We start from the raw sequence: 22,714 nt of genomic DNA, 5'->3' as shown, positions 1-22,714 counted from the left end.
GTCTGCAGAGAGGCGATCGCGCCCGCACATCCCAATTTGACTTTTGTCGAGAGCCGTGACTAATGTCAGCCGAGGAGACGGCATGGCGATCCGACCGGCAGAACAGCTCATCCACAAGGCCGCCTGGCTGTACTATGCGCATGGCCTGCGCCAGGACCAGGTGGCGAGCCAGCTTAACATTTCCCGCGCCTCGGTGGCCATGTATCTGCGCAAGGCGCGCGAGACCGGCATCGTCAACATCTCGACCTCGACCCAGCTTTTCACCGACGACGTGATGGCGCGCAGGCTCGAGGACGCGCTGGGCCTCGACGCGGTCTGGATCGCGCCGGAAAACAGCCATGTCCCGGACCCCTCGACGGACATCGCCGTGCTGGCGGCGAGCGTCTTCCTCGAACTGGTCAAGAAGGGCGACCGCATCGGTGTCGCCTGGGGCCGCACGATCTACACGATCGCCGACGTCATGTCCTATGCCGACCTGCAGGATGTGACGGTGGTGCAGCTCTGCGGCAATCTCGGCGCCCCCTATTCCTACCGGCCGGACCAGTGCACGATGGAGATCGCGCGCCGGCTCAACGCCAAGGGCCTCAATTTCTACGCACCGCTGGTGCTGTCGACGGAAGAGCTGGCGCGGGCGCTGCGGGCCGAGCCGGTGATCCGCGAGCAGCTGTCTGATATCAGCGACTGCGATCTGGCGCTCTACTCGGTCGGCGCGGTCGATGCCGACAGCCACCTGGTCAAATGCGGCGCGCTGAGCTCGGGCGAGATGGCGGAGTTGCGCAGCCGAGGTGCCGCCGGTGTCATTGCCGGGCAGATCATCGATGCCGAAGGCAAGGTGCTCGACTGCAGCTACAACCGCCGGGTTATCTCCGCCGAGCTTGCTTCGCTGCGCGCCATCGCCAGACGGCTGATGGTGGTGCAGGAGGACAGCAAGTTCGAGCCGCTGCTGGCGGCGATCGCCGGTGGACTTTGCACGCATCTGGTGGTCGGCGCGCATATGGCGCAGCGGCTGCTCGATCATGCCGGAGCGGCGCCCAAGAAAGCACCCTGAAGAAAAGCACATTTGCCGCCGGCACATTGTCATCAAGGCGTCGCGGCATTCCTGTTTCACCATCCAAAGACATGAACTGGACGAAGCGAACATGAAGAACCTGTGGAACGACGACGCGGCCGAGAGACTTGTCGCCGACTATGCGAAGAAGGGCGTCGGCCGCGACCTCGCTCTGCGCGTCTACACGACTCGGCTGCTGGGCGGCGTGCCACAACTGGTCCTGCATGGCGGCGGCAACACCTCCTGCAAGACCAAGGCGACCGACCTCGTCGGCGACGAATGGGACGTGCTGTGCGTCAAGGGCAGCGGCTGGGACATGGCCGTCATCGAACCGCAGGGCCTGCCGGCGGTCAAGATGGGCGCCCTGCTCAAGGCGCGCGCGCTGGACAAGCTCTCCGACGAGGACATGGTGGCCCTGCAGCGGGCGAACCTGATCAATCCGGCCTCGCCCAACCCTTCGGTCGAAACACTGTTGCACGCATTCCTGCCGCACAAATTCGTCGACCACACCCATTCGACCGCCATCCTGGCCATTGTCGACCAGGAAGACAGCAAGCCCCTGGTGAAGACGGTGTTCGGGGAGAAGATGGGCTACGTGCCCTACATCATGCCGGGCTTCGACCTCGCCAAGGCCGCGGCCGACGTTTTTGATGTCGACCCTGATGTCGAAGGCCTGATCCTCGACAAGCATGGCATCTTCACCTTCGGCGACGATGCCAAGCAGGCCTACGACCGGATGATCCACTATGTGAATGTCGCCGAGGATTATGTCGCCAAGCACGCTAAGCCGACGGCGGCAAAGGCAGTGCTGCCGGCAAGGCTCGCGACACCGGGCTCCATCGCGCCGATGCTGCGCGGCGCTGTCGCGGTGGCGCGCGGCGAAGGCCGCTTCGACCGCATGATCAGCGATTTCCGCACCTCGGACGCAATCGTCGATTTCATCAACTCATCCAAGATCGCCGACTATGCCGGGCGCGGCGTGTCGACGCCGGATCTGTCGATCCGCATCAAGACCGGACCGATGGCCGTGCCGGCGCCGGATGCCGAAAAGATCGGCGATTACAAGGGCGTTATCAAGAGCCATGTCGACGTCTTCGCCAAGGACTATCGCGCCTATTTCGAGACAAACGATGCGCGCGACGACGTCAAGCGGACCATGCTCGACCCCATGCCGCGCCTGACGCTGGTGCCGGGCCTCGGCATGTTCGGCCATGGCCGCACGTTGAAGGACGCAAGGATCGCTTCCGACGTCGGCGAGATGTGGATAGAGGCGGTGCGCGGCGCCGAAGCGGTCGGGCATTTCCACCCACTTTCCAAAGCCGATCTGTTCCCGCTCGAATACTGGTCGCTCGAACAGGCCAAGCTTGCTTCCAACAAACCAAAGCCGCTGACCGGCCAAGTGGTGCTGGTCACCGGCGGTGCCGGCGCGATCGGCGCGGCGACCGCCAAGCTGTTCGCCGACAATGGCGCCCATGCCGTCGTCGTCGATCTCGATGCCGAAAAGGCTGCCGACGCGGCCAAGAAAGCCGGCAACAATTCGATCGGCGTTGGTGCCGACATCACCGACCCGGCACAGGTGCGCGCTGCCTTCGACAAGGCGGTTGCCGTGTTCGGCGGCGTCGACATACTGGTATCCAATGCGGGCGCTGCCTGGGAAGGCCGCATCGGCGAACTCGATGACGCGCTGCTGCGCAAGAGTTTTGAGCTCAACTTCTTCGCCCACCAGTCGGTGGCGCAGAACGCCGTGCGCATCATGCTGGAACAGGGCACGGGCGGGGCGCTTTTGTTCAACACCTCCAAGCAGGCGGTCAATCCAGGCCCGAAGTTCGGCGCCTATGGAGTGCCGAAGGCGGCGACGCTGTTCCTGTCCAGGCAGTATGCACTCGATTACGGCGCTTACGGCATCCGTTCCAACGCCGTCAATGCCGACCGCATCCGGTCCGGCCTTTTGACCGACGCCATGATTGCCAGCCGCTCAGGCGCGCGCGGCGTGTCGGAGAAGGAATACATGTCCGGCAACCTGCTCGGGCAGGAAGTAACGGCGCAGGACGTGGCGCAGGCCTTCCTGCATCATGCGCTGGCCGAACGCACGACCGCCGACGTGACGACCGTCGACGGCGGCAACATCGCGGCGGCGCTGCGGTAAACACCTCCAATTGACAATAAAAAAGGGCGGCTCGCGGGCCGCCCTTTTCCTTTGTGTGTTGACGAGCCCTACTTCGCGTTCGGGTTCGGCATCCAGGCCGGCATGGCGACATCGGCATGGGCGAACTGCGGCAGCTTGGCCGACAGCTCTTCCATGTTCTTGATGTCCTTGTCGATCAGCTCCTTCTGGGTGATCAACGTTGGCGGTACGATGACGTTGTGGCCGGGATCCTCGCCGGCGAGCAATTGAGCCAGCGCGCGCACGGAGACCTGGCCGACGACGGCCGGGTTGGTGGCGGCGGTGGCGGCCCAGGCGCTGTCGGGCTCGCGCATCGCTGATATGTCGGAGGTCGAGATATCGGCCGAGTAGATCTTGATGCCCTTGTTCAGCCCCGCCTCGTCGACGGCGATCTTCACGCCCTTGGCGAACTCGTCATAGGGGGCGAACATCACCTTGATATCGGGGTGAGCCGACAGCACCGAACGCGCCTGGTTGGCAACGGAGTTGGCGATCGGGTTGTCGAGCGTGCCGAACATGGCGACTTCCTTGATGCCCGCATATTTCTTCTTCACGTCGACCCAGGTCTCGTTGCGGCGGTCGAGCGGCGCGATACCGGCGACATAGACATAGCCGGCGTTCCAGCTTTCGCCATTGTCCTTGACCGCCTGTTCGAGCGCGAGGCGGGCAAGGTCCTTGTCCGACTGTTCGATCTGCGGGATCTTGGGGTTTTCGACATTGACGTCGAAGGCCACCACCTTGATGCCGGCGTCGACGGCGCGCTGGGCGGCGTCCTTCATCGATTCCGTCAGGCCATGCTGGATAATGATGCCCTGCACGCCGAGCGCGATGGCCTGATCGACCATGTCGGACTGGAGGGCGGCATCCTGGCGGCTGTCGAGCACGCGCAGGTCGATGCCGAGCGCCTTGGACTGCGCCTCGACGCCGGAGAGATAGGCCTGGAAGAAATCGCCGGTCGAGAGATAGCGGACCAGCGCGATCTTGACGCCGGGCTTGTCGAACGGCGCCGGCTTGTCCGCGGCAAAAGCCGGGACCTGCATCAGCATGGTTGCGCCGGCCAGTCCGAGCGCCACCTTCCCCAGAAGTCTTCTTGTGATGTTCACCTTGTTTCCTCCACTTTTGTTGAACCCAAAATACTGTCCGGCCGAAACTACCTCCTGCCCCTGCCCGAAAGCGCAAAGGTGAAGACAAGGGCGACGACCAGAACCACGCCCTTGACGAAATCCTGCGTGTAGTAAGGCGCGTTCATCATGGTCAGGCCTTGCAGCAAGATGCCGACGAACAGCGCGCCGACGGCCGTGCCGAAGGCGTTCGGCTTGGCGGCGCCAAGCACCGCGTAGCCGATCAGCGCCGCGGCCACCGCATCGAGCAGCAGATTATTACCCGAGGCGATGTCACCGCGTCCAAGCCGGGCCGCGAGCAAAATGCCGCCGATCGAGGCAAAGACTCCTGAAATAACGTAGGCCCAGATCTTATATGCCTTGACAGGCGCACCGGCGAGTTCGGCGGCACGCTCATTGGAGCCGACGGCGTACATCATGCGGCCGAAGCGGGTGTATTCGAGGAAGAACCAGATCAGCAGCGCGAGTACCAGCAGCACGACGACCGACACCGGAATGAGGTTCGGGATGAAGAAATCGAAGCGGTGGCGGCCAAGCGCCAGAAAGGCGTCGCCGAACTTGCCGTTGGCGACAGAACCATCGGGCATGGTCATGCCGGTGGCGATCGAGCGGCCCTCGGTCGGGATGCGCTGCAGGCCGACCAGCAGGAACATCATGCCGAGCGTCGCCAGGAGATCGGGCACGCGCATATAGACGATCAGCCAGCCATTGATGAGCCCAACGACGGCGCCGATCAGCAGGCAGACGATGACCGCCACGACGGCGTTCTGCTCCAGCACAACCATGACATAGGCCGCCGCCATCATGGCTGAGGTGGCGACCGAGCCGATCGAGAGATCAAAGCCGCCGACCACCAGCGTGGCGGTGACGCCGAGCGCCAGAACGCCGGTGATGGCGACCGACTGGAAGATGAAGACGGCGCTTTGCGGCGAGACGAACCCGTCGGCGGCAATCGCGAAATAAGCGACGAGCCCGACCAGCAGGACGATGAAGCCATAGCGGATGGCATAGTCACGAAGCGTCATTCGGCGCATCCCGGCGCCGCCGCCCCATTTACCCAACTCGAACCCATGATGTCCCCTATTCCAATTCCATCGGCCGCCCGCTCAGGCAGCGCTGTGCAGCGGTCCGCCGGCGACCTCGGCCAGCAGGCGATCGAGGTCGACATCGGCGTTGCGGTGTTCGCCGACGATCGTGTGTTCTGACATCACCAGGATGCGGTCCGCCGTCTCCAGCGCCTCGTCGAGTTCGGTGACGAACAGAAGCGTCGCGCGGCCATTGGCGCTTGCCCTGAGCTTGGCGGCGATGTCGCGCCTGGCCGAAATGTCGACGCCCTGAAACGGCTCGTCGAGGATGAACAGCGCGGCATTCTGCGCCATCCAGCGGGCGACCATCACCTTCTGCTGGTTGCCGCCCGACAATGCCGACATCTCGTCCTTCTCGGAGCGGCAGACAATGCCCAGTTCCTCGATCTGCCGGCGCGCGGCGCTGCGTTCGAGGCGGCGCCTGAGCACGCTGAAATTCGACATGCGCCTGAGGAACGGCAGGCTGACATTGCGCTCGATGTTGAAGCCGCCAACGATGCCGCTGGTGGCGCGGTCCTTGGCAACGAGGAACACACCGGCGGCGATCGCGTCGCCGGCCGAGCGCGGTGCATAGGGCCTGCCGTTCATCGTCATGGTGCCGGCGAGCGGCCGGCGCACACCGAACAGCGTCTCGGCAAGGGCTGTCTTGCCGACACCGACGAGGCCGGTGATGGCGACCACCTCGCCATCGCCAAGCGTCAGCGAAATCGGCCTGGCGCCCTGCCCGATGCGAAGGCCTGCAACAGTCAGCACCGCCTTGGCGGAACTCCTGGCAATGATCCGGTCGAGATGGATCTTGCGGCCGAGCATGGCGTTGACCGCGCCTTCATAATCGAGCGGTTTGGTATCGAAGACGCCTGAAATGACGCCGTCGCGCATCGAGACGATGCGGTCGGCGAGCCGCCTGATATCCGACATGCGATGCGAGATATAGAGGATCGCCACGCCCTGCTCGCGCAGCCGGTCGACCAGCGCGAACAGCCGGTCGGCTTCAGCACTTGAGAGCGATGAGGTCGGTTCGTCGAGGATCAGCACTTTCGGCTGATGCGCAAGCGCGCGGGCAATCGCCACCATCTGGCGATCGGCCAGCGATAGATCGTTGACGCGGGCCTTGAGATCGATTGCCAGTCCCATGCGGTCGGCGACCGCCTTGGCCTCGCGGCGCACGCGCGCGGGATTGAACAGGGTCGGCGCGCCTTTGCCGCTCAGCCTGTCCAAGGTCAGGTTGGTGGCGACATCGAGGTCTGCAACCACACCGTCATTGATACTCTGGTGCACGGTGACGACGCCGGCGCGGATTGCTTCCGCCGGCGTGTTCGGCGCGAAGTCCTGCCCGGCAAGCGTCATGGCGCCACCGCCACGCTCGTAGACGCCGCTGATGATCTTGACGAGGGTGGATTTGCCGGCGCCATTGGCGCCCATCAGCACGGTGACCTCGCCGGAATGCAGCTCGAGCGAGATGCCGCCAAGCACCTCGTTGCGGCCAAAGGATTTCCTCAGTCCCTCCACGCGGAACACGGCATCGCCGATCATGCGTTCCTCCCTGACCGTGACGCTATGGTCAATGTCGGCAATTGTCAACACGATTGACAATTGCCAGACAGCTTCCTAGCTTGGCCCCGCCGCCAAGGCTCCCTTATGATCGGAGCAAATAAGCGGGAGGGAGAAGAATGACTGGGAAATTGCCGTTCGAAGCATTGTCGGTGGAGACGCTTGCGACGCGCCTCGGCACGAACGAGGCGCTGCGCGCGAAGATCGGCAAGGACGCGACACAATGGAAGGTCCGCGAAGTCGGCGACGGCAATCTGAACCTCGTCTTCATCGTCGAGGGCGCCAGCGGTACCGCCGTGGTCAAGCAGGCCCTGCCTTATGTCCGCCTGGTCGGCGACAGCTGGCCGCTGCCGCTGAAGCGTTCCTTCTTCGAATACCACGCGCTGACGCGTCAGGAGGCGCGCGCGCCAGGCTCGGTGCCGGCGATCCATCATTTCGACGAGGTGCAGGCGCTGATCATCATGGAATATCTGTCGCCGCACATCATTCTGCGGCGGGCACTGATCGAAGGCCGGCAGTTGCCGAACATCGCTAGGGATATCGGCCTGTTCATGGCCCGTACGCTGTTTCGCGGCTCCGATCTGTCGATGACAGCCAGGGATCGCAAGGCCGATCTGGCGCTGTTCGCCGACAATGTCGAACTTTGCGACATCACCGAGAACCTGGTGTTCTCGGACCCCTATTTCGACGCCAAGATGAACCGGCACACCAGCCCGCAGCTCGACAGCCTGGTTGCAGAACTGCGCGCCGACCGCGACCTCAAGGTCGAAGCGCAGCGGCTGAAGCATATCTTCGCCGCCAATGCGGAGACGCTGCTGCATGGCGACCTGCATTCCGGCTCGATCATGGTCACCGACACGGAAACCCGGATGATCGATCCGGAGTTCGCCTTCTACGGCCCGATGGCCTTCGATGTCGGCATGCTGCTCGCCAATTTCTGGATGTCGTTCTTCTCGCAGCGCGGACATGAGCAACAGGGCAAGCGCGATGCCATGCGCGCCTATCTGCTCGATGTCATCGTCGAGACATGGGCGGTGTTCCGCGCCGAATTCTCGCATCTGTGGCGCACCGAGCGTACCGGCATGCTCTACCAGAAGAGCCTGTTCGAGGATCAGGGCGACAGGCTCGGCGCAGAGCAGGCGCTCGACCATGTGCTGCACCAGATCTGGACCGACCTGCTCGGCTTTGCCGGCATCGAGGTGCACAGGCGCATCCTCGGTCTCGCCCACAATGCCGATTTCGAAACCATTGCCGATGAAGACCTGCGCGCCAGTTGTGAAGCGAAGGCGCTGAAATTCGGCCGTCACATCGCCGTCAACCGGCGTCAGATTCACAGCATCGACGAGGTCAATAATTTGGCCGCGCTGATCGAACAGGAGAGCGGAATTTGAACGTCGGCGACCGCCAGTACCGGACCATCTGGCTGAGCGATGACGGGCGTTCGGTCGACATCATAGACCAGCGCTGGCTGCCGCATGATTTCCGTGTCGAGAGAATCGGCACCGTATCCGGCATCGCCACCGCCATCCGCGACATGTGGGTGCGCGGCGCGCCGCTGATCGGCGTCACCGCCGCCTATGGCGTCGCCATGCAGATGGCGGACGATGCGTCCGATGCCGCGCTCGATGCCGTGTGGGAGACCTTGCATGAGACACGTCCAACCGCGATCAATTTGCGCTGGGCGCTCGACGAGATGCGACGCTTCCTTCGCCCGCTGCCAACAGAACAACGTGCCGCGGCCGCCTATCGGCGCGCCAGTGAAATCGCCGACGAGGACGTCGGGCTGAACCGCGCCATCGGCGAAAACGGACTTGCCATCATCAAGGCGATCGCCGCGCGCAAGCAGCCGGGCGAGACGGTCAACATCCTGACCCATTGCAACGCCGGCTGGCTGGCGACCGTCGACTACGGCACCGCAACCGCGCCGATCTACCTGGCGGCCGAGGCGGGCATTCCCGTCCACGTCTATGTCGACGAGACGCGGCCGCGCAACCAGGGCGCCCAGCTAACCGCCTGGGAGATGGCCGGCCACGGCGTGCCGCACACGCTCATCGTCGACAATGCCGGGGGTCACCTGATGCAGCGTGGCGAGATCGACATGGTCATCGTCGGCACCGACCGCACCACCGCCGACGGCGATGTGTGCAACAAGATCGGCACCTATCTCAAGGCGCTCGCCGCCGCCGACAATGACGTGCCGTTCTATGTCGCGCTGCCGTCGCCGACCATCGACTGGACGGTGCATGACGGGCTCAAGGAGATCCCGATCGAGCAGCGCTCGGCCGACGAGGTTTCGCTGGTCTGGGGCAAGACCGCCGGCGGCGAAATCGCCCAGGTGCGCGTCTCCCCGGAGGCGACGCCCGCGGCGAACCCTGCCTTCGACGTGACACCGGCGCGGCTGGTCACCGGCCTGATCACCGAACGCGGCGTCGCCAAGGCCTCGCGCGAAGGCCTGAAGGCGATGTTCCCCGAGCGGGGATGATCGGTCGGCAACTTAGTAAAGTGGCCTGACCAGGTGTCGCGGCATTGGCCATTGTCCCGTGATGCCGGGCTGTACCGGTCGTTCGAGATAGGTCGACAGCACCACATAGCTGCGCGTCGACGTAACGCCGGGCGTGTCGTAAAGGCGCGAGAGAAGCCCTTCGAGCGCCCTCGTGTCCTCGGTGCGGACCTTGAGCAGCACGCAGGTATCCCCGGCGACCGTGTGGATCTCCTCGACCTCCGGGTATTCGGAAATCGCCATCAACTCCGGGGTCTTGCCCCAGCCCCTTGTGTCGATGTGGACAAAGGCGAGCAACGGCTTGCTTACCGCATGGGGATCGATGATGGCGGCTGTGTTGCGAATGGCGCCGCTGCGCCGCAGCCGCTTCACCCGCTCGTGCGCGGCCGGCGGGGAAAGCCCAACGCGATCACCGAGTTCGGCGTAGCTGACCGTGGCGTCGTCGACCAGCACGCCTAATATCTTTCGGTCGATTGCATCGATATCCCTGGCCGGGGGCCTGTTCGGCTGAATACCATTTGTTTCTTCATTCATGGAGAGAATTCCCGATTGCAGCTGAATGAAATACGGCCATTATGGCGATATGTCGAACAGCAATCAAGCAGCAGCTCTAACCGCAAACGCCCGGCCGCCCATCCCAGCCCTCGCCTATCTGTTGACCGGGTGCATCGCTGTGATTGGCTCGAACTCGCTGGTTTTGGGGCCGATAGCCCCTGCCGTGGCGGTGTCGTTCGGAACCAGCGTCCCCGCCGTCATGGTCGCGGCGGCTGCTTTTGGCCTCGGAACCTCGGCAAGCGCCCTGTTCCTGGCACGCTATATCGACCGGCTCGGTGCCCGCCGGATGCTGCAGGGGGCATTGCTACTGCTGGCGATAGCCCTTGTGGCCAGCGCGGCGGCACCGACTGTAATCATGCTGGTCGCAGCACAGCTCCTCGCAGGCATCGCCGCCGGTGTCGCGATGCCGGCCATCTATTCCAGCTCGGCGGCGATCGCGCCGCCCGGCCGCGAAAGCGGGACCATCGGCATCGTGCTGACCGGATGGACGCTCAGCATGGTGGCCGGGGTCTCCTTGTCGGCCGTGCTTGCCGATCTCGTGCATTGGCGCGCCGTTTTTGCCGCGGTCGCGCTGCTCGCGATCCTTGCGCTGGCAAGTCTTGCGATGACGTCGCTGAGCGACGCCAGGAAGACTGGCCCGGCACCAACGCCGCTGGCGGCGTTGAGCATTCCCGGCATCGTGCCGCTGCTCATCGCCTGCGCGGCCTTCATGACCGCCTTCTACGGCGTCTACGGCTATCTCGGCGATCACCTGCACAGCGGGCTGGGCAAGCCGGTGAGCGCCAATGGGTGGGCCGCGCTCGCCTATGGCATCGGCTTCGGCGCGGCCGCTCTCCTCGACGGCGTGATCGATCGCCTGGGTGCCCGCCGCGTCATGCCGTTCGCCTATCTGCTCGTCGCCGTTGTCTACGTTGCCCTTGCGGCGACGAGCAACAATTTCGGGCTGGCCCTGGCCATGGTGGCGGTGTGGGGGCTTGCCAACCACTTCGGACTGAATGTCCTGGTCACCCGCCTCTCGGCACTCGACCCCTCGCGGCGCGGCACGATCATGGGCTTGAACAGCGCGGTGACCTATCTGGCGGTTTTTGTCGGCACCACCGGTTTCGGCCCGCTCTATTCCAGCTTCGGCTTCGCCATCTGCGCAATGGTCGCGGCGCTGCTGATGCTGGTTGCCGCTTCGGCGGCGGCATGGCGCTAGACTAGCCGAACGGACGTAATGGGCCACCGGCGTCCGCACGGTTGACAGCAGCACTCCCGCTCTTTCATACAAGCACGTTAATGTTCTCAGGGCGGGGTGAAAGTCCCCACCGGCGGTAAGGACTCTCACTTCGCATGGTTCCTTTCCGAAAACCGGTTTCGGTTTTCGGGGTCGTGCACGAGACCCAAGCCCGCGAGCGCTTTCCAACAGAGTTGGAAAGGTCAGCAGATCCGGTGTGATTCCGGAGCCGACGGTCACAGTCCGGATGAAAGAGAACGAAACGGAAAACGGACCGCCCAGGCGGGCCGGCTTTCGTGTCGTGCGTCCTGATTCTGGTTCGAAACGGAAGGATGGACCCATGAATCAGCATTCCCACAAAGACTACGAAACACGCATCGCCGTTGTCAGGGCGCGCTGGCACGCCGATATCGTCGACCAGTGTGTCGCCGCCTTCGAGGCGGAACTTGCCGCGCTCGGCGACGGGCGCTTTGCCGTCGAAATCTTCGACGTGCCCGGCGCTTACGAAATCCCGCTGCATGCCAAGACCCTGGCCGCGACCGGCCGCTATGCCGCGATCCTCGGCACGGCATTCGTCGTCAATGGCGGCATCTACCGGCATGAGTTCGTCGCCGGCGCCGTCATCGACGGCATGATGAACGTGCAGCTCTCCACCGGCGTGCCGGTGCTTTCGGCGGTGCTGACACCGCACAACTATCACGACAGCGCCGAGCACCACCGCTTCTTCTTCGAGCACTTCACCGTCAAGGGGAAGGAAGCGGCCAAAGCCTGTGTGGAGATCCTCACCGCTCGGGAAAACATCGCGGCATGAAGGCGGCGGCTCAGGCTGTTTGCAATTGGTCTGACGCAAGGCCGCGTCGCCCGTCCCGGGATCTGTACCCGGGGTGCCGGGATGGGACGCGGCCCTGCCGATGGCGGTCTACAGCTTCAGATCGAAACTGACCTTGAAGGCATGCCCCTGGACGTCCTTGGCGATCTGGCCGGAATAGGAGGCACCCAGCGTGGCGTTGGGGGACAGCGGAACATCAAAACCAGCTTCGACCGCCAGCGCGTCCCTGGCGATCGGCACGCCCGCAATGGTGAAGAAGGCTCCGGTGTTGAAGGCCAGATCGGAGGTCGGCCCGACATCGCCATAGGCGTGCTGCCAGCCCAGCATGCCGTGCAGGGCAGCCCCGGTCACTCCCGTGTCGAACTGGGTCGAAGCACGAACACCGAACGTCGAGAAGGTGTTCTGGGTCGACATCTCCTGGCCGGTCAAGGCAGACGTCGCGCCGCCGGTCTCGGCGAAGCCATCGGTCTTCAGATGGACATAGGCGAGGTTGGCGAAAGGTTCGAAGGCATTGCGCCCGATGTCGAACCGGTAGGAAAGCTCGCTGAAGGCCTGCGCCGTCGTGGCATTGTAATCGGCGGAAAGCTGTTCGCTGAAGGCGGGGAAGACAACGCTGCGCCTGGTTTCGATGTCATGCCAGCCATAGATCGCGCCGGCGCGGAAACCGAACTGGCCCAACTGCGTGCCGGCATAGACGCCGAGATTGTAGTTGTCGCTCGAGCCCGATGAGTCGCGGTCGGTGACATCGAAGCTCGAATTGCTGTAGCCGCCGAGCACGCCGAGCCGCCAGCTTCCGACAGGTGCGTCGGCGCCCCCGATGAACCCGGCTGTCTTGCGGCCGAAGGCGGCCGCATCGCCGGATCCGTTCGCGTCGCCCGTCATGGCCAGTGCCTCGCTCCAGATCACGATGCCGTCGGCGGTGGACGGCGCGGCGTGCACGCCGCCGGCGTCGATGCTGGCGGTGGTCAGAACGGGTGCGGAGACCGCGTCGAAGGCGGATTGCAATCGGCGGTTGGCGGCGTCCCGCGCGAAGCGGCTATCCTCGACAAGCGCGCCATTGATATCGGCGTGGATCTCGCCGGAGAGCGCGTTTCCAAAGGGGCGCAGATAGCGATAGAAGCCTACCGCTTCTTCGTTCGGGTTGCCCTCCAGCGCTTCCCGGTTGAGGATGTACATCGACCAGCCGTCCTTCGTCTGGTTGAAGGAAAGACCTTCGACTTCCTGCTCGCCGTCGATTTTCAGGTTGCCGAGGTTTTCGACTTCGCCGGTCTTGAGGTTCGCCCGGTAGATGATCTTATCGTCATTGTCGGTCGAAAAATACATCCAGCCGTTGAGGAGTTTGCCCCCTTGCGCCTGGTCGATCGTGTGCGTCAGCGGAATGTATTCCTTGAAGCTCCAGTCCGACAGATTGTAGACCGCTATTTCCGTCGCATTCTCATAGGCCATGCCGTAGCCGAGGCCGTTCTTGGCATCGACGGCCACCCAACTGGCGATGTCATGGATGCCGTGCGGCGGGTTGAGCGAAAAGGCCTGCCCGGTGAAGCTCATGTCACTCGCACGATAGACCGCGAAAACCGGGTTTTCGTACTTGCCCCCGGTGACCGGGTCGCGCTTGCTCGAGTCCAGCGAAATGTAGAGAAGCCCGTCGGCGTAATCGATGTCGCCGATATGGTTCAGCCCGATGTCGGAATATTGGGACGGAAGCTTGAGACTATCGGGAATGGCGGGCGAGACCGTCAGGGAGGGATTGTAGTTCTTGTCCGTGCGCTCGAGAATATTGGTACCGGAGAAGTACCAGTTCGTGCCGTCCGTGGTCACGCCCTGCTGCTTCGAGGTTATCGCATCGCCGGTAAAGATCGTCTTTTCGACCATGATCCAGGGTTCGACGGCAAACGCCGGCACGGATGTCATGGCAAGGGCGCTGGACAGCACGATGCAGGAGGTTATGGTTTTCGGAAGGCAGGCCGTTCCCCTCAGGGCGGCTTTGCTGGCGTGGTCAATCATCTTGGGAGACATTTCTGGCGCATTCCTGTTGGTGTGTATGATCGACGGCTCGACGCGCACGACATCGGCCAACGACGGCGAGGCGCCGTCGGCGATGACCAGACTCGAGATTTTTATGGCTCTTCGGGTGCTATCTGCGCTTCGGTTCGTCGATCGCTCTGGCGGAGAGTTCAACGATGTGCTCACTAGGGCGGGCACGTGACAATCGTATGAATAATGGGAATAGTATGAAGATTTCAGGCGCCCCTCCCCGGGCATCCCGGATGACGTCCCGCATGGCTGGCTCGTCTCATTCCGGCCTTCACGCCAGGCTGCTCAACGAAATCGGTCTCAGCATCGTGCGCGGCGAATTGATTCCGGGCGATCAGCTGCCGAATGGCGATGACTGGAGCGCCTCCTATGGCGCAAGTCGCACCGGCCTGCGAGAGGTCGTCAAGGTGCTGGCGGGCAAGGGGATGGTGGAAATGCGCCCCAGGACGGGGACCAGGGTGCGCCCGCGCAAGGATTGGAATTTCCTCGACCCCGATGTGCTTTTGTGGCGTTTCGGCTCGAGAACCACGGCCGAGGAGGCGCGTTCGCTGTTCGAACTGCGCCGCGCGATCGAGCCTATGGCCGGGGCCCTGGCGGCGGAGCGCGCCAGCCCGGAGCAGATCGCTGAATTGCGGGCCATCCTGGAAGAGATGGAACAGGCCGGCGACGACGGCGAACGCTTCGCAGTACCGGATCTGGCATTCCACCAGACCATCCTGCACATGTCGGGTAACGAGCTGATCGGGTCGCTCGCCGCCTTGATCGAGACCGCGCTGGTGATCAGCTTCCGGCTTTCGGACGACAATCCGGCCGGCCAGCGCCACTCGCTCAGCGTGCACCGGCAGATTGTGGAGAACATCGAAAAGCGCGACCCGGCAGCCACCAGCAAACTTCTGATCGACCTGCTGGACGGGGCGGAAGAGGATGTGCGGCGTTCCCTCGCGGCCCGGCTTGGCAGACAGAAATGAGGCGGCGTTGCACACACTCAGCGCTGGGCGTCCCGGACCCTCTTCCCCCCGACGCCGACATCGCGTTCGATCCGTCCGGCGGAGTGCGGTCAATAGGGAGCCAGCCTTTATCGCGCTGTAAGAAGATTTGCGGCCGGGTCGGTCGGCGGCGGTTGCGGTCGCGCGGAAATCCGGCCAGAAGCATCGGTGGGCTGGACGATGCGCGGACAGTCCGCAACCACAGCTTGAAACCAGATACGGGAGACTATTCGTTGGCTCGCATCACATTGAGACAATTGCTCGATCACGCCGCCGAACACGGCTATGGCGTGCCTGCCTTCAACATGAACAACATGGAACAGGGCCTCGCCATCATGGAGGCGGCGGAGGAGACCAAGTCTCCCGTCATTCTGCAGGCGAGCCGCGGCGCGCGCGCCTATGCCAATGACGTGGTGCTGGCCAAGCTGATCGACGCGCTGGTCGAGATCCATCCCGACATCCCGGTCTGCATGCATCTCGACCATGGCAACAACGAAGCCACCTGCGTCACGGCGATCCAGTACGGCTTCACCTCGGTGATGATGGACGGCTCGCTAAAGGAAGACGGCAAGTCGCCCGCCGACTACGCCTACAATTCCGGCATCACGCGCCGCGTCGTCGACATGGCGCATTGGGGCGGCGTTTCGGTGGAAGGCGAGATCGGCGTGCTGGGCTCGCTCGAGAGCGGCGGCGGCGAGCAGGAAGACGGCCATGGCGTCGAGGGCGCGATCAGCCACGACCAGTTGTTGACCGATCCGGTGCAGGCCGAACAGTTCGTGCGCGACACGCATGTCGATGCGCTGGCGGTGGCCATGGGCACCAGCCATGGCGCCTACAAATTCTCCCGCAAGCCCGACGGCGCAGTGCTGGCGATGAACGTCATCGAGGAAATCCACCGCCGCCTGCCCAACATGCATCTGGTCATGCACGGCTCGTCCTCGGTGCCGGAAGACTTGCAGGAGATCATCAACAAATATGGCGGCCAGATGAAGCCGACCTGGGGCGTGCCGGTGGAAGAAATCCAGCGCGGCATCAAGCACGGCGTGCGCAAGATCAACATCGACACCGACAACCGCATGGCGCTGACCGGCGCGATCCGTAAGGTGCTGACCGAGAACCCCAGCGAGTTCGACCCGCGCAAATACCTGACGCCGGCCATGGCGGCGATGAAGAAGCTCTGCAAGGAGCGTTTCGAGCAGTTCGGCACCGCCGGCAATGCGCCCAAGATCAAGCCGATCCCGCTGTCGGACATGGCCAAGCGCTACAAGTCGGGCAGCCTCGATCCGAAATTCGGCTGAACGGCCGGCTGCTGGAGCGGTTCAGCGTTTGAAGCGCCGAACCGCTCTTCGTTTTCCACGCACTTGCCGGGATCCTGCGAGGCCCGCCGTGCAGGGCGCCAGGGCAATCGGTGATCTCGAGCGGTATGACCATGCCGGCGGCGTCGATCGCATTCTGCAGGATCCCCAGCCGCTTGGCGACCTCGGACTGGCCAGGCCGCCTGACGTAGTGAAGCCACGTGGCGCGTGCCGGCGGCAGTTCGGCTGGAACTTCGAGCGTCAAAAAGGGTTCTTACATCGACACTTCAGAGTCGCGGCGCGCGGCAAGGAAGGAGCACGTCATGAGCAAGGATCGCGGCAGGGAAGGCCCCGCCTTTTCCGGACAGGACGCAAGGCAGGGCGAAATCATCCTGCGCACGCGCACTCAGCGCATCATCTTCGTTGCTGGCCTGATCGGCATCGTTGTCCTGGCATTGGTGCTGGCTTTGGCCGTCCGATGACCGGCGTGCCCCGTCTCGACTCGAGGGTGCGGCGCATTGCGCCATAAGGAATCGCCGGCGCCGGGCGGTGCCGAAGACCTTGCGAACAAGGGCGGAGCACGAAAACAATGTTCGAGCCGCTTTGCTGCGATATGCCGGTTCATCCGACTTGGCCCGATCTCGTCGCGCGCCTCCTGTTTGTGCTGCTGGCAGGTTTCCTCATTGGCCTGAACAGGGAAGCGCGCGGCCACACCGCCGGGCTTCGCACGACCATCCTGGTCGGCCTTGCGGCCGCGGTTGCCATGATCCAAGCCAACATGCTGCTTGATACGATGGGCAAAGGGGCGGACTCCTTCGCCCGCATGGATGTCCTGCGTTTTCCGCTTGGCGTGCTGACCGGTGTCGGCTTCATTGGCGGCGGCGCCATCCTTCGGCGCGGCGATCTTGTGACCGGCGTCACCACCGCCGCCAGCATGTGGATCATGACCGTGATCGGGCTTGCGTTTGGCGGCGGCCAGTTCGGCCTTGGCGCGATCGCAACGCTGCTGACGCTGGTAACGCTCCAGCTGTTGAAATGGGTCGACCTCAAGATTGCGCGAGACCACCATGCGATCCTGTCGGTCGCCTCGGCGAAATCCTCACCGCCCGACCTTCAGGAAATGGTACGGCCGCTTGGCTACGACGCACGTCTTTCCTCGGTCGAGCATGACTCCGTCCGCGGCCGCTTCGTGTACTCCTTCAACCTCGAATGGAAACAACCCGAGGCGGTCGAAACGTCAACGGAAATCCTGGCGGTGGTCGGCCGGCACTGCGAGATCGAGAGATTTGAGCTGATCGGCGAGAAGTCGCCCTGAATGACGGAAGCGTTGCGGTCTCACTTCCGCGCTACCAGGAACTCGATCCCATCGCTGCCATCCAGGTGAAACGCCACCGCCCTAGCGGAACGTTCCGGTACGGAGTGCAAGCGAGTGCCGCCTGACCGTATTGCTCCGCAAGCGGACGCCCGATGCCAGTCATTCGAAGGAAACAGATCCTACTGCAAAATCCGCGCGGCAGGCGGTACGGAGTGGTTATGCGCGATGCCGGCGTCGGCATCGCCCTCGCCGAGCGAACGGTCGAGGCCGGTCGCCACCACCGAAACCCTGAAGCGACCTTCCATGCTCTTGTCGAAGATCGCGCCGACGATGATGTCGGCGTCTTCGTAGACCTCCTCGCGGATGCGGGTGGCGGCCTCGTCGACCTCGAACAGGGTCATGTCCCTGCCGCCCGATATCGACACCAGGACGCCTTTCGCGCCCTTCATCGACATCTCGTCAAGCAGCGGATTGGCGATCGCGGCCTCGGCCGCCTTCATCGCCCGGTTGTCGCCGGATGCCTCGCCGGTTCCCATCATGGCGCGACCCATGCCGCGCATGACCGACTTGACGTCGGCGAAGTCGAGATTGATCAGGCCTTCCTTGACGATGAGATCGGTGATGCAGCTGACGCCGGAATAGAGCACCCGGTCGGCGATGACGAAGGCATCGGCGAAGGTGGTCTTGGCATCGGCGATGCGGAACAGGTTCTGGTTCGGGATCACGATCACCGTGTCGGCGCTTTCGCGTAGCCGCTCGATGCCCTCCTCGGCCATCTGCATGCGGCGCCTGCCCTCGAAGGTGAAGGGCTTGGTGACGACGCCCACGGTCAGAATGCCGGCCTTGCGCGCCGCCTGGGCGATGATCGGCGCAGCACCGGTGCCGGTGCCGCCACCCATGCCGGCGGTGACGAAACACATATGCGTGCCGGCCAGATGGTCCATGATCTCATCGAGCGATTCCTCCGCGGCGGCGCGGCCGATCTCGGGAAGCGAGCCGGCGCCCAGGCCTTCGGTGACATGCGCGCCAAGCTGGATCAGCCGCGTCGCCTTCGACATGGTCAGCGCCTGGGCATCGGTGTTGGCGGCGATGAATTCGGTTCCCTGAAGCTGTTCGGCGATCATGTTGTTGATGGCGTTGCCGCCACCACCGCCGACGCCGATGACGGTGATCTTGGGTCTCATCTCGGAGATTTCCGGCTTCTTGAACTCGGCCATGCTGCTTCTCCTTCGCCAATTGCGCGCGCTTCACGCCCCACCCGCAGAATGCCTGTAAGACATTGCGATCGAGCGGCATGACGCGAATCAGTCCGTCCGGATGGGTGCCCCAAAAAGCCAGAGAGCGGCCGGACGTGCAAGAGCACGCAAGGTCAAGATTTGTGATGAAGAGGCCAGCCGTGTGCTGCCCGCCGTCCGGCCCCTGTCGAATGCGCGCGATCCGGCCTTCGCTTCAGGACGCCTTGCGCTTGGAATAGCGGGGATAGTGACTCCCGTTTTGCCGATCGCGTCGGTAGCCAGCGCAAGGCCTTAAAACGGACTTTGCACCAATCATGATCCGATGGGGTATACACCAGGAAACGATGCCGACGGTTTAGATCGAAAGAATAGAGGTACGAGAGAATTGTCCAGTCTGCCACCAAACAGAGCGTACGGGCCCGGATCGTCGCGTGGACTTCTGCCGCTATGAAACGCCCCGTCGAGCATGGCGCCATGGCCGTTTCCGGCTACACGGTTCCCTGGCACATGGCGGCCGGAACCCCGGTCGCGCTCCATCTCTCATCGTCGCGGCCGCTGCGCGACGTGCGGATCGTGCGACTCGACACGCCCTCGGCCGAATTCATGGATTGGCATGTCGAGCCGACCGGGCATGCCGCGTCGCATCGCGACTTCGATCATGGGTCCTTCCTGAAGATCATGGCGACTGAACTGGCCAAGGCCGCCGAGATCACCGGTGTTGCCTTCGAAGTCTATCTGACCCGCAATGACGGCGCCCGCGTGCTCTTCGAGAGCGGAAACCTGCGCCTTGGGCTGGAGGATGGACGACTGACGTCAGGCCATGACGGCAAGCTGTCCGAGGCCGGCGAGATCCTGCCGGCAAACACCTGGCTCACGGTCGAGATTTCGTCCGACGGCGGCGGGACGATCCTGAAGATTGGCTCCGACGACCTCTTGTCGCCTTATCGCCTGCACCATCAACTTGATCTGCGCTGGTCTCCGTCCGGCGACATGGTCTTCGGTACCAGCGCGGCAAACGATGTCCGAACACTGAATGCCAAGTTTGCAGCGATTGCCCTGCAAACAGCGGTCGGACGCATCGCCTGGACGTTCCCGACCTTGCTGCCAAGCGGCCCGATCGCCTCGACGGGCGGAGATAGCGCCCTCTTGCTGGAAGCGGTCAACCAGCCGGCATTCTGCATGACCTCGCGGCGCTGGGACGGGTCGAGCTTCGATCCCCGGCTGGTGCCGTCGCATTACGACGCGGTGCATTGTCACGACGACGATATGGGCGGGCTGCAGTGGCCGGCCTCATACCATCTGCATGTCCCGGCCGAAGCGTCGGCGGGCGTCTACGCGTTCGATGTCGGCCATGACGAAGGATCGGAGCGCATCGTCTTCTTCATCACTTCGACGGGCCGCCGGGCGCCGCTGCTGTTCCTGGTGCCGACAGCCACCTATCTCGCCTACGCGGACGAATTCCTGCCGGCGCATCTCTACGAATGGCTGTGCGAGGATCGCGGCCATCGCTTCGCGACCGATAACAATCTGAAGTCGCTCTACGATTACCATAGCGACCTCAGCGGCGTGTCGATCGTTTCTTACAGAAAGCCGAAGGCGACGCTGCGCGACGACTACAATTACCCGCTGTGCGGCTGTCCGCACAACCTGCCGGTCGACCTGCATTTCCTGCGCTTCTGCCACAACAACGGCATCGCCTTCGATCTCATCACCGACCACGACCTGCATGAGCGAGGTCTTGCGGGCCTGGAGGGCTACCGGGCCGTGATCACCGGCAGCCATCCCGAATACATGTCGGTCGAAATGGAGCATGCGCTGCGCCAATTCGCGGCGGCGGGCGGCAGCATCGCCTATCTCGGCGGCAATGGTTTTGCCGGCAAGGTGGCGTTCCGGGACGATCTGATGGAACTGCGCCGTTCGCCGCTCGAGGCGGGCCGCACCTGGGACGGACCGATCGCCGAACAGTCGCTGTCGATCACCAACCAGCCGGGCGGCCACCTACGCGCCAGCGGGCGCGGCGAATTCTCGCTGACCGGCGTCGCCATCTCGCTGATGGGGTTCGATGGCGCGCGGCCCTTCACGCGCACGCCGGAGAGCCGACAACCTTCAGCCGCTTGGCTGTTCGACGGCGTCGCCCACGAGACCTTCGGCGACGAGGGTATCGTGCTTGGCGGCGCGGCCGGCTACGAGGTCGACGCCACCGATCCGCATCTCGGCACGTCACCCGATACGACAGTCATCGCGCGCGCCACCGGCTTCCCGGACAGCTTCGTCCATGACCCGACGCGCTGGTACGAGGGCGGTGCGGGCGAACTCGAATCGCGCCGTTGCGCGGAGATGACGCTGCGCCACCTGCCTTCAGGCGGTTTGATCTTCTGCGCGAGTTCGGTCGCCTGGTGCGGCGCCTTGCCGACCGGCGATGCGACGAACGACGTCGGCAGGATAACCATGAATTTGCTGACGTATCTGGCGGCGGCAAAGAGCCGGCCGGATCCGGACCGGCGCACCGGGTCCGATTGATAGCGGGGCTGGAGCGAGTGCAGGGGAAGGTCGGCTTGCCGCGCAACGAGCGAAGCATCTATCATGCGCCGATAAATCGCTGGCTTCGGCGTATTCGCCGTCCCCGCCTTTCGGGACTATCCGCGGCTGATGTCGTCAGGTTGGATTTCAGAACGTATGAAGTAGCGCTCCCGCCCATGGCCGACAGAACACAATTCGGGTTGACCGCCGTAGACAGCATCCCCTTGCACGAGAAGGTCTATCTGGAGCTTGTGCGGGCCCTGATGTCGGGCCAGTTCACGCCCGGGCAGAAGCTCACCTCGCGCAAGCTCGCCAAGGAACTCGGCACCAGCGACATGCCGGTGCGCAGCGCCTTCATGCGGTTGCAGGCGCTGCGGGCGCTGAGCCCGATGCCGAACGGCAGCGTCGAGGTGCCGGTGATCTCGGCCGACCGGTTCTCGCAACTGACCGCCGTGCGCACGATCCTCGAAGGTTCGGCGACCGAACTGGCGACAAAACGCATCAACGGCAACAATCTGCGGGCAATCCGGCGCCACAGCATGGACTTGACCCTGGCGGCGCGCGAAGGCGGTATCGACGATTATCTGAGGAAGAACTACGCCTTCAAATTCTCGATCTATCGCCATTGCGGCAACGAGCAGATGATCTTCCTGATCGAGACCGTCTGGATGCAGGTTGGCCCCTTCCTCAGGAATCTCGCCATGGGGTTCGAGGATGATCTCTCCTCGATCCTCGACATCGACTATCATGAGGAGGTCGTCGCGGCGATCGAGGCGCAGGACGGCGCGCGAGCCCGCGCAGCCATCGTCCGCGACATCGACGAGGGTGCCGCGCACATCCTCCAGCAGGCCAGGTTTCCGGACGCTAGAGGGTAGGATTGAAGGTCTCCCGACAGGCGCCACCTGTCGTTCCTTCGGCGAATGATCGCAAACCCTGAAGATTGGCCTACGCCGCGCGAACTTCGTTATCCCTAGGCGGAGCAGGAGCGAAGCTCCGTCGCGGAGACTCTGGGATGACGACGCGATGGAGGTTTCTGCCAATCGCCAAGGGCTGCGGTTCGGGGGGCAAGCGATCGAATGCCCCTTGGCTTTCGGCCTGCTTGCCTCTATGTTGCGATCGCAGATCGCGAAATTGGTTTTCAAATGCCTCCCGACATCCCGGCTAGTGAATTGAAAAAATAAGGAAAAGCATCCGGCGCCGACCGGACATGCTTTCCGAAAAACTCACTAGAATTTTTACCAGGGATAGCGCAGCCGGCCA

Annotated in this window: 19 protein-coding genes and 1 riboswitch; of the genes, 13 read left to right on the top strand and 6 right to left on the bottom strand. The window is 63.6% G+C overall.

The genetic code is table 11. The features are described from left to right. Positions 1–82: 82 nt before the first annotated feature. Positions 83–1,048, top strand: coding sequence for a sugar-binding transcriptional regulator (locus tag FJ930_RS02670; RefSeq protein ID WP_141834502.1), 966 nt, complete (start codon positions 83–85; stop codon positions 1,046–1,048). A gap of 91 nt (positions 1,049–1,139) precedes the next feature. Next, positions 1,140–3,194, top strand: a complete 2,055-nt coding sequence (locus tag FJ930_RS02665; RefSeq protein ID WP_141834499.1) for a bifunctional aldolase/short-chain dehydrogenase — start codon at positions 1,140–1,142, stop codon at positions 3,192–3,194. 68 nt (positions 3,195–3,262) lie between these two features. Here FJ930_RS02665 and FJ930_RS02660 read toward each other — a convergent pair whose 3' ends face one another. The 3 genes from FJ930_RS02660 to FJ930_RS02650 form a co-directional block, all read right to left on the bottom strand. Further along, a complete protein-coding gene (locus tag FJ930_RS02660; RefSeq protein ID WP_141834496.1) occupies positions 3,263–4,315 on the bottom strand; it encodes a substrate-binding domain-containing protein in 1,053 nt (350 codons plus the stop codon). A 47-nt stretch (positions 4,316–4,362) separates the two neighbouring features. Next, entirely contained in the window at positions 4,363–5,358 is a 996-nt protein-coding gene (locus tag FJ930_RS02655; RefSeq protein ID WP_140743495.1) for an ABC transporter permease, read from the bottom strand. A gap of 81 nt (positions 5,359–5,439) precedes the next feature. Further along, complete coding sequence (locus FJ930_RS02650) at positions 5,440–6,951, bottom strand: sugar ABC transporter ATP-binding protein (RefSeq protein WP_141834493.1); 1,512 nt, start codon at positions 6,949–6,951, stop codon at positions 5,440–5,442. A 137-nt stretch (positions 6,952–7,088) separates the two neighbouring features. Here FJ930_RS02650 and mtnK point away from each other — a divergent pair, with 137 nt between their 5' ends. Continuing rightward, the gene (gene mtnK, locus FJ930_RS02645) at positions 7,089–8,360 is read left to right on the top strand and encodes an S-methyl-5-thioribose kinase (protein WP_141834490.1); all 1,272 of its coding nucleotides are present in this window, start codon (positions 7,089–7,091) and stop codon (positions 8,358–8,360) included. Continuing rightward, on the top strand, positions 8,357–9,451 hold the full coding sequence (mtnA, locus tag FJ930_RS02640) for an S-methyl-5-thioribose-1-phosphate isomerase (protein WP_141834488.1): 1,095 nt from the start codon (positions 8,357–8,359) through the stop codon (positions 9,449–9,451). Before mtnK ends, mtnA begins: the two co-directional genes overlap by 4 nt. A gap of 12 nt (positions 9,452–9,463) precedes the next feature. On the opposite strand, the gene FJ930_RS02635 is transcribed toward mtnA, so the two are convergent. Continuing rightward, positions 9,464–10,003 (bottom strand): Lrp/AsnC family transcriptional regulator, encoded by a 540-nt coding sequence (locus FJ930_RS02635; RefSeq protein WP_141834485.1) that lies wholly within the window; start codon positions 10,001–10,003, stop codon positions 9,464–9,466. 49 nt (positions 10,004–10,052) lie between these two features. Between FJ930_RS02635 and FJ930_RS02630 the strand changes: the two genes are divergently transcribed. Continuing rightward, positions 10,053–11,222, top strand: coding sequence for an MFS transporter (locus tag FJ930_RS02630; RefSeq protein ID WP_141835111.1), 1,170 nt, complete (start codon positions 10,053–10,055; stop codon positions 11,220–11,222). A gap of 78 nt (positions 11,223–11,300) precedes the next feature. Then, positions 11,301–11,503: riboswitch (FMN riboswitch) on the top strand. A gap of 77 nt (positions 11,504–11,580) precedes the next feature. After that, a complete protein-coding gene (locus FJ930_RS02625; RefSeq protein WP_140743505.1) occupies positions 11,581–12,051 on the top strand; it encodes a 6,7-dimethyl-8-ribityllumazine synthase in 471 nt (156 codons plus the stop codon). A gap of 108 nt (positions 12,052–12,159) precedes the next feature. Here the strand turns inward: FJ930_RS02625 and FJ930_RS02620 are convergent, their stop codons facing one another. Continuing rightward, the gene (locus FJ930_RS02620) at positions 12,160–13,980 is read right to left on the bottom strand and encodes an autotransporter domain-containing protein (RefSeq protein WP_181763257.1); all 1,821 of its coding nucleotides are present in this window, start codon (positions 13,978–13,980) and stop codon (positions 12,160–12,162) included. On the opposite strand from FJ930_RS02620, the gene FJ930_RS29935 reads away from it, so the two are divergent. From FJ930_RS29935 to FJ930_RS02600, 5 genes are all read left to right on the top strand, one after another. Then, entirely contained in the window at positions 13,979–14,275 is a 297-nt protein-coding gene (locus FJ930_RS29935) for a hypothetical protein (RefSeq protein WP_181763256.1), read from the top strand. The genes FJ930_RS02620 and FJ930_RS29935 overlap by 2 nt on opposite strands. A 136-nt stretch (positions 14,276–14,411) precedes the next feature. Next, a complete protein-coding gene (locus FJ930_RS02615) occupies positions 14,412–15,071 on the top strand; it encodes a FadR/GntR family transcriptional regulator (RefSeq protein ID WP_246676790.1) in 660 nt (219 codons plus the stop codon). Between the two features lie 251 nt (positions 15,072–15,322). Next, positions 15,323–16,387 (top strand): class II fructose-bisphosphate aldolase, encoded by a 1,065-nt coding sequence (fba, locus tag FJ930_RS02610; protein ID WP_141834476.1) that lies wholly within the window; start codon positions 15,323–15,325, stop codon positions 16,385–16,387. A 320-nt stretch (positions 16,388–16,707) separates the two neighbouring features. After that, positions 16,708–16,866, top strand: coding sequence for a peptide ABC transporter permease (locus tag FJ930_RS02605; RefSeq protein WP_140743513.1), 159 nt, complete (start codon positions 16,708–16,710; stop codon positions 16,864–16,866). Between the two features lie 107 nt (positions 16,867–16,973). Then, positions 16,974–17,699, top strand: a complete 726-nt coding sequence (locus tag FJ930_RS02600; protein ID WP_140743515.1) for an MgtC/SapB family protein — start codon at positions 16,974–16,976, stop codon at positions 17,697–17,699. Positions 17,700–17,878: 179 nt separating this feature from the next. Here FJ930_RS02600 and ftsZ read toward each other — a convergent pair whose 3' ends face one another. Next, positions 17,879–18,916, bottom strand: a complete 1,038-nt coding sequence (ftsZ, locus tag FJ930_RS02595) for a cell division protein FtsZ (RefSeq protein ID WP_140743517.1) — start codon at positions 18,914–18,916, stop codon at positions 17,879–17,881. A gap of 465 nt (positions 18,917–19,381) precedes the next feature. On the opposite strand from ftsZ, the gene FJ930_RS02590 reads away from it, so the two are divergent. Both FJ930_RS02590 and FJ930_RS02585 read left to right on the top strand, forming a co-directional pair. Further along, positions 19,382–21,454, top strand: coding sequence for a N,N-dimethylformamidase beta subunit family domain-containing protein (locus tag FJ930_RS02590; RefSeq protein WP_141834463.1), 2,073 nt, complete (start codon positions 19,382–19,384; stop codon positions 21,452–21,454). A 176-nt stretch (positions 21,455–21,630) separates the two neighbouring features. After that, positions 21,631–22,329 (top strand): GntR family transcriptional regulator, encoded by a 699-nt coding sequence (locus tag FJ930_RS02585; protein WP_141834460.1) that lies wholly within the window; start codon positions 21,631–21,633, stop codon positions 22,327–22,329. Positions 22,330–22,714 lie beyond the last annotated feature (385 nt).

The sequence above is a fragment of the Mesorhizobium sp. B2-4-15 genome (assembly GCF_006658505.1).
Taxonomy (GTDB): Bacteria; Pseudomonadota; Alphaproteobacteria; order Rhizobiales; family Rhizobiaceae; genus Mesorhizobium.
The sequence above is the reverse complement of the archived record's forward strand: the minus strand, read 5'-3'. Positions and strand labels throughout refer to the sequence as shown.

Coding starts and splice junctions, on each gene's coding strand:
- ftsZ (WP_140743517.1), bottom strand. CDS start 18,916: ATGGCCGAGTTCAAGAAGCCGGAAATCTCCGAGATGAGACCCAAGATC.
- FJ930_RS02655 (WP_140743495.1), bottom strand. CDS start 5,358: ATGACGCTTCGTGACTATGCCATCCGCTATGGCTTCATCGTCCTGCTG.
- FJ930_RS02630 (WP_141835111.1), top strand. CDS start 10,053: ATGTCGAACAGCAATCAAGCAGCAGCTCTAACCGCAAACGCCCGGCCG.
- FJ930_RS02590 (WP_141834463.1), top strand. CDS start 19,382: ATGAAACGCCCCGTCGAGCATGGCGCCATGGCCGTTTCCGGCTACACG.
- FJ930_RS29935 (WP_181763256.1), top strand. CDS start 13,979: ATGGCAAGGGCGCTGGACAGCACGATGCAGGAGGTTATGGTTTTCGGA.
- FJ930_RS02585 (WP_141834460.1), top strand. CDS start 21,631: ATGGCCGACAGAACACAATTCGGGTTGACCGCCGTAGACAGCATCCCC.
- FJ930_RS02635 (WP_141834485.1), bottom strand. CDS start 10,003: ATGAATGAAGAAACAAATGGTATTCAGCCGAACAGGCCCCCGGCCAGG.
- FJ930_RS02625 (WP_140743505.1), top strand. CDS start 11,581: ATGAATCAGCATTCCCACAAAGACTACGAAACACGCATCGCCGTTGTC.
- FJ930_RS02600 (WP_140743515.1), top strand. CDS start 16,974: ATGTTCGAGCCGCTTTGCTGCGATATGCCGGTTCATCCGACTTGGCCC.
- FJ930_RS02605 (WP_140743513.1), top strand. CDS start 16,708: ATGAGCAAGGATCGCGGCAGGGAAGGCCCCGCCTTTTCCGGACAGGAC.
- mtnK (WP_141834490.1), top strand. CDS start 7,089: ATGACTGGGAAATTGCCGTTCGAAGCATTGTCGGTGGAGACGCTTGCG.
- FJ930_RS02620 (WP_181763257.1), bottom strand. CDS start 13,980: ATGACATCCGTGCCGGCGTTTGCCGTCGAACCCTGGATCATGGTCGAA.
- FJ930_RS02670 (WP_141834502.1), top strand. CDS start 83: ATGGCGATCCGACCGGCAGAACAGCTCATCCACAAGGCCGCCTGGCTG.
- FJ930_RS02665 (WP_141834499.1), top strand. CDS start 1,140: ATGAAGAACCTGTGGAACGACGACGCGGCCGAGAGACTTGTCGCCGAC.
- FJ930_RS02650 (WP_141834493.1), bottom strand. CDS start 6,951: ATGATCGGCGATGCCGTGTTCCGCGTGGAGGGACTGAGGAAATCCTTT.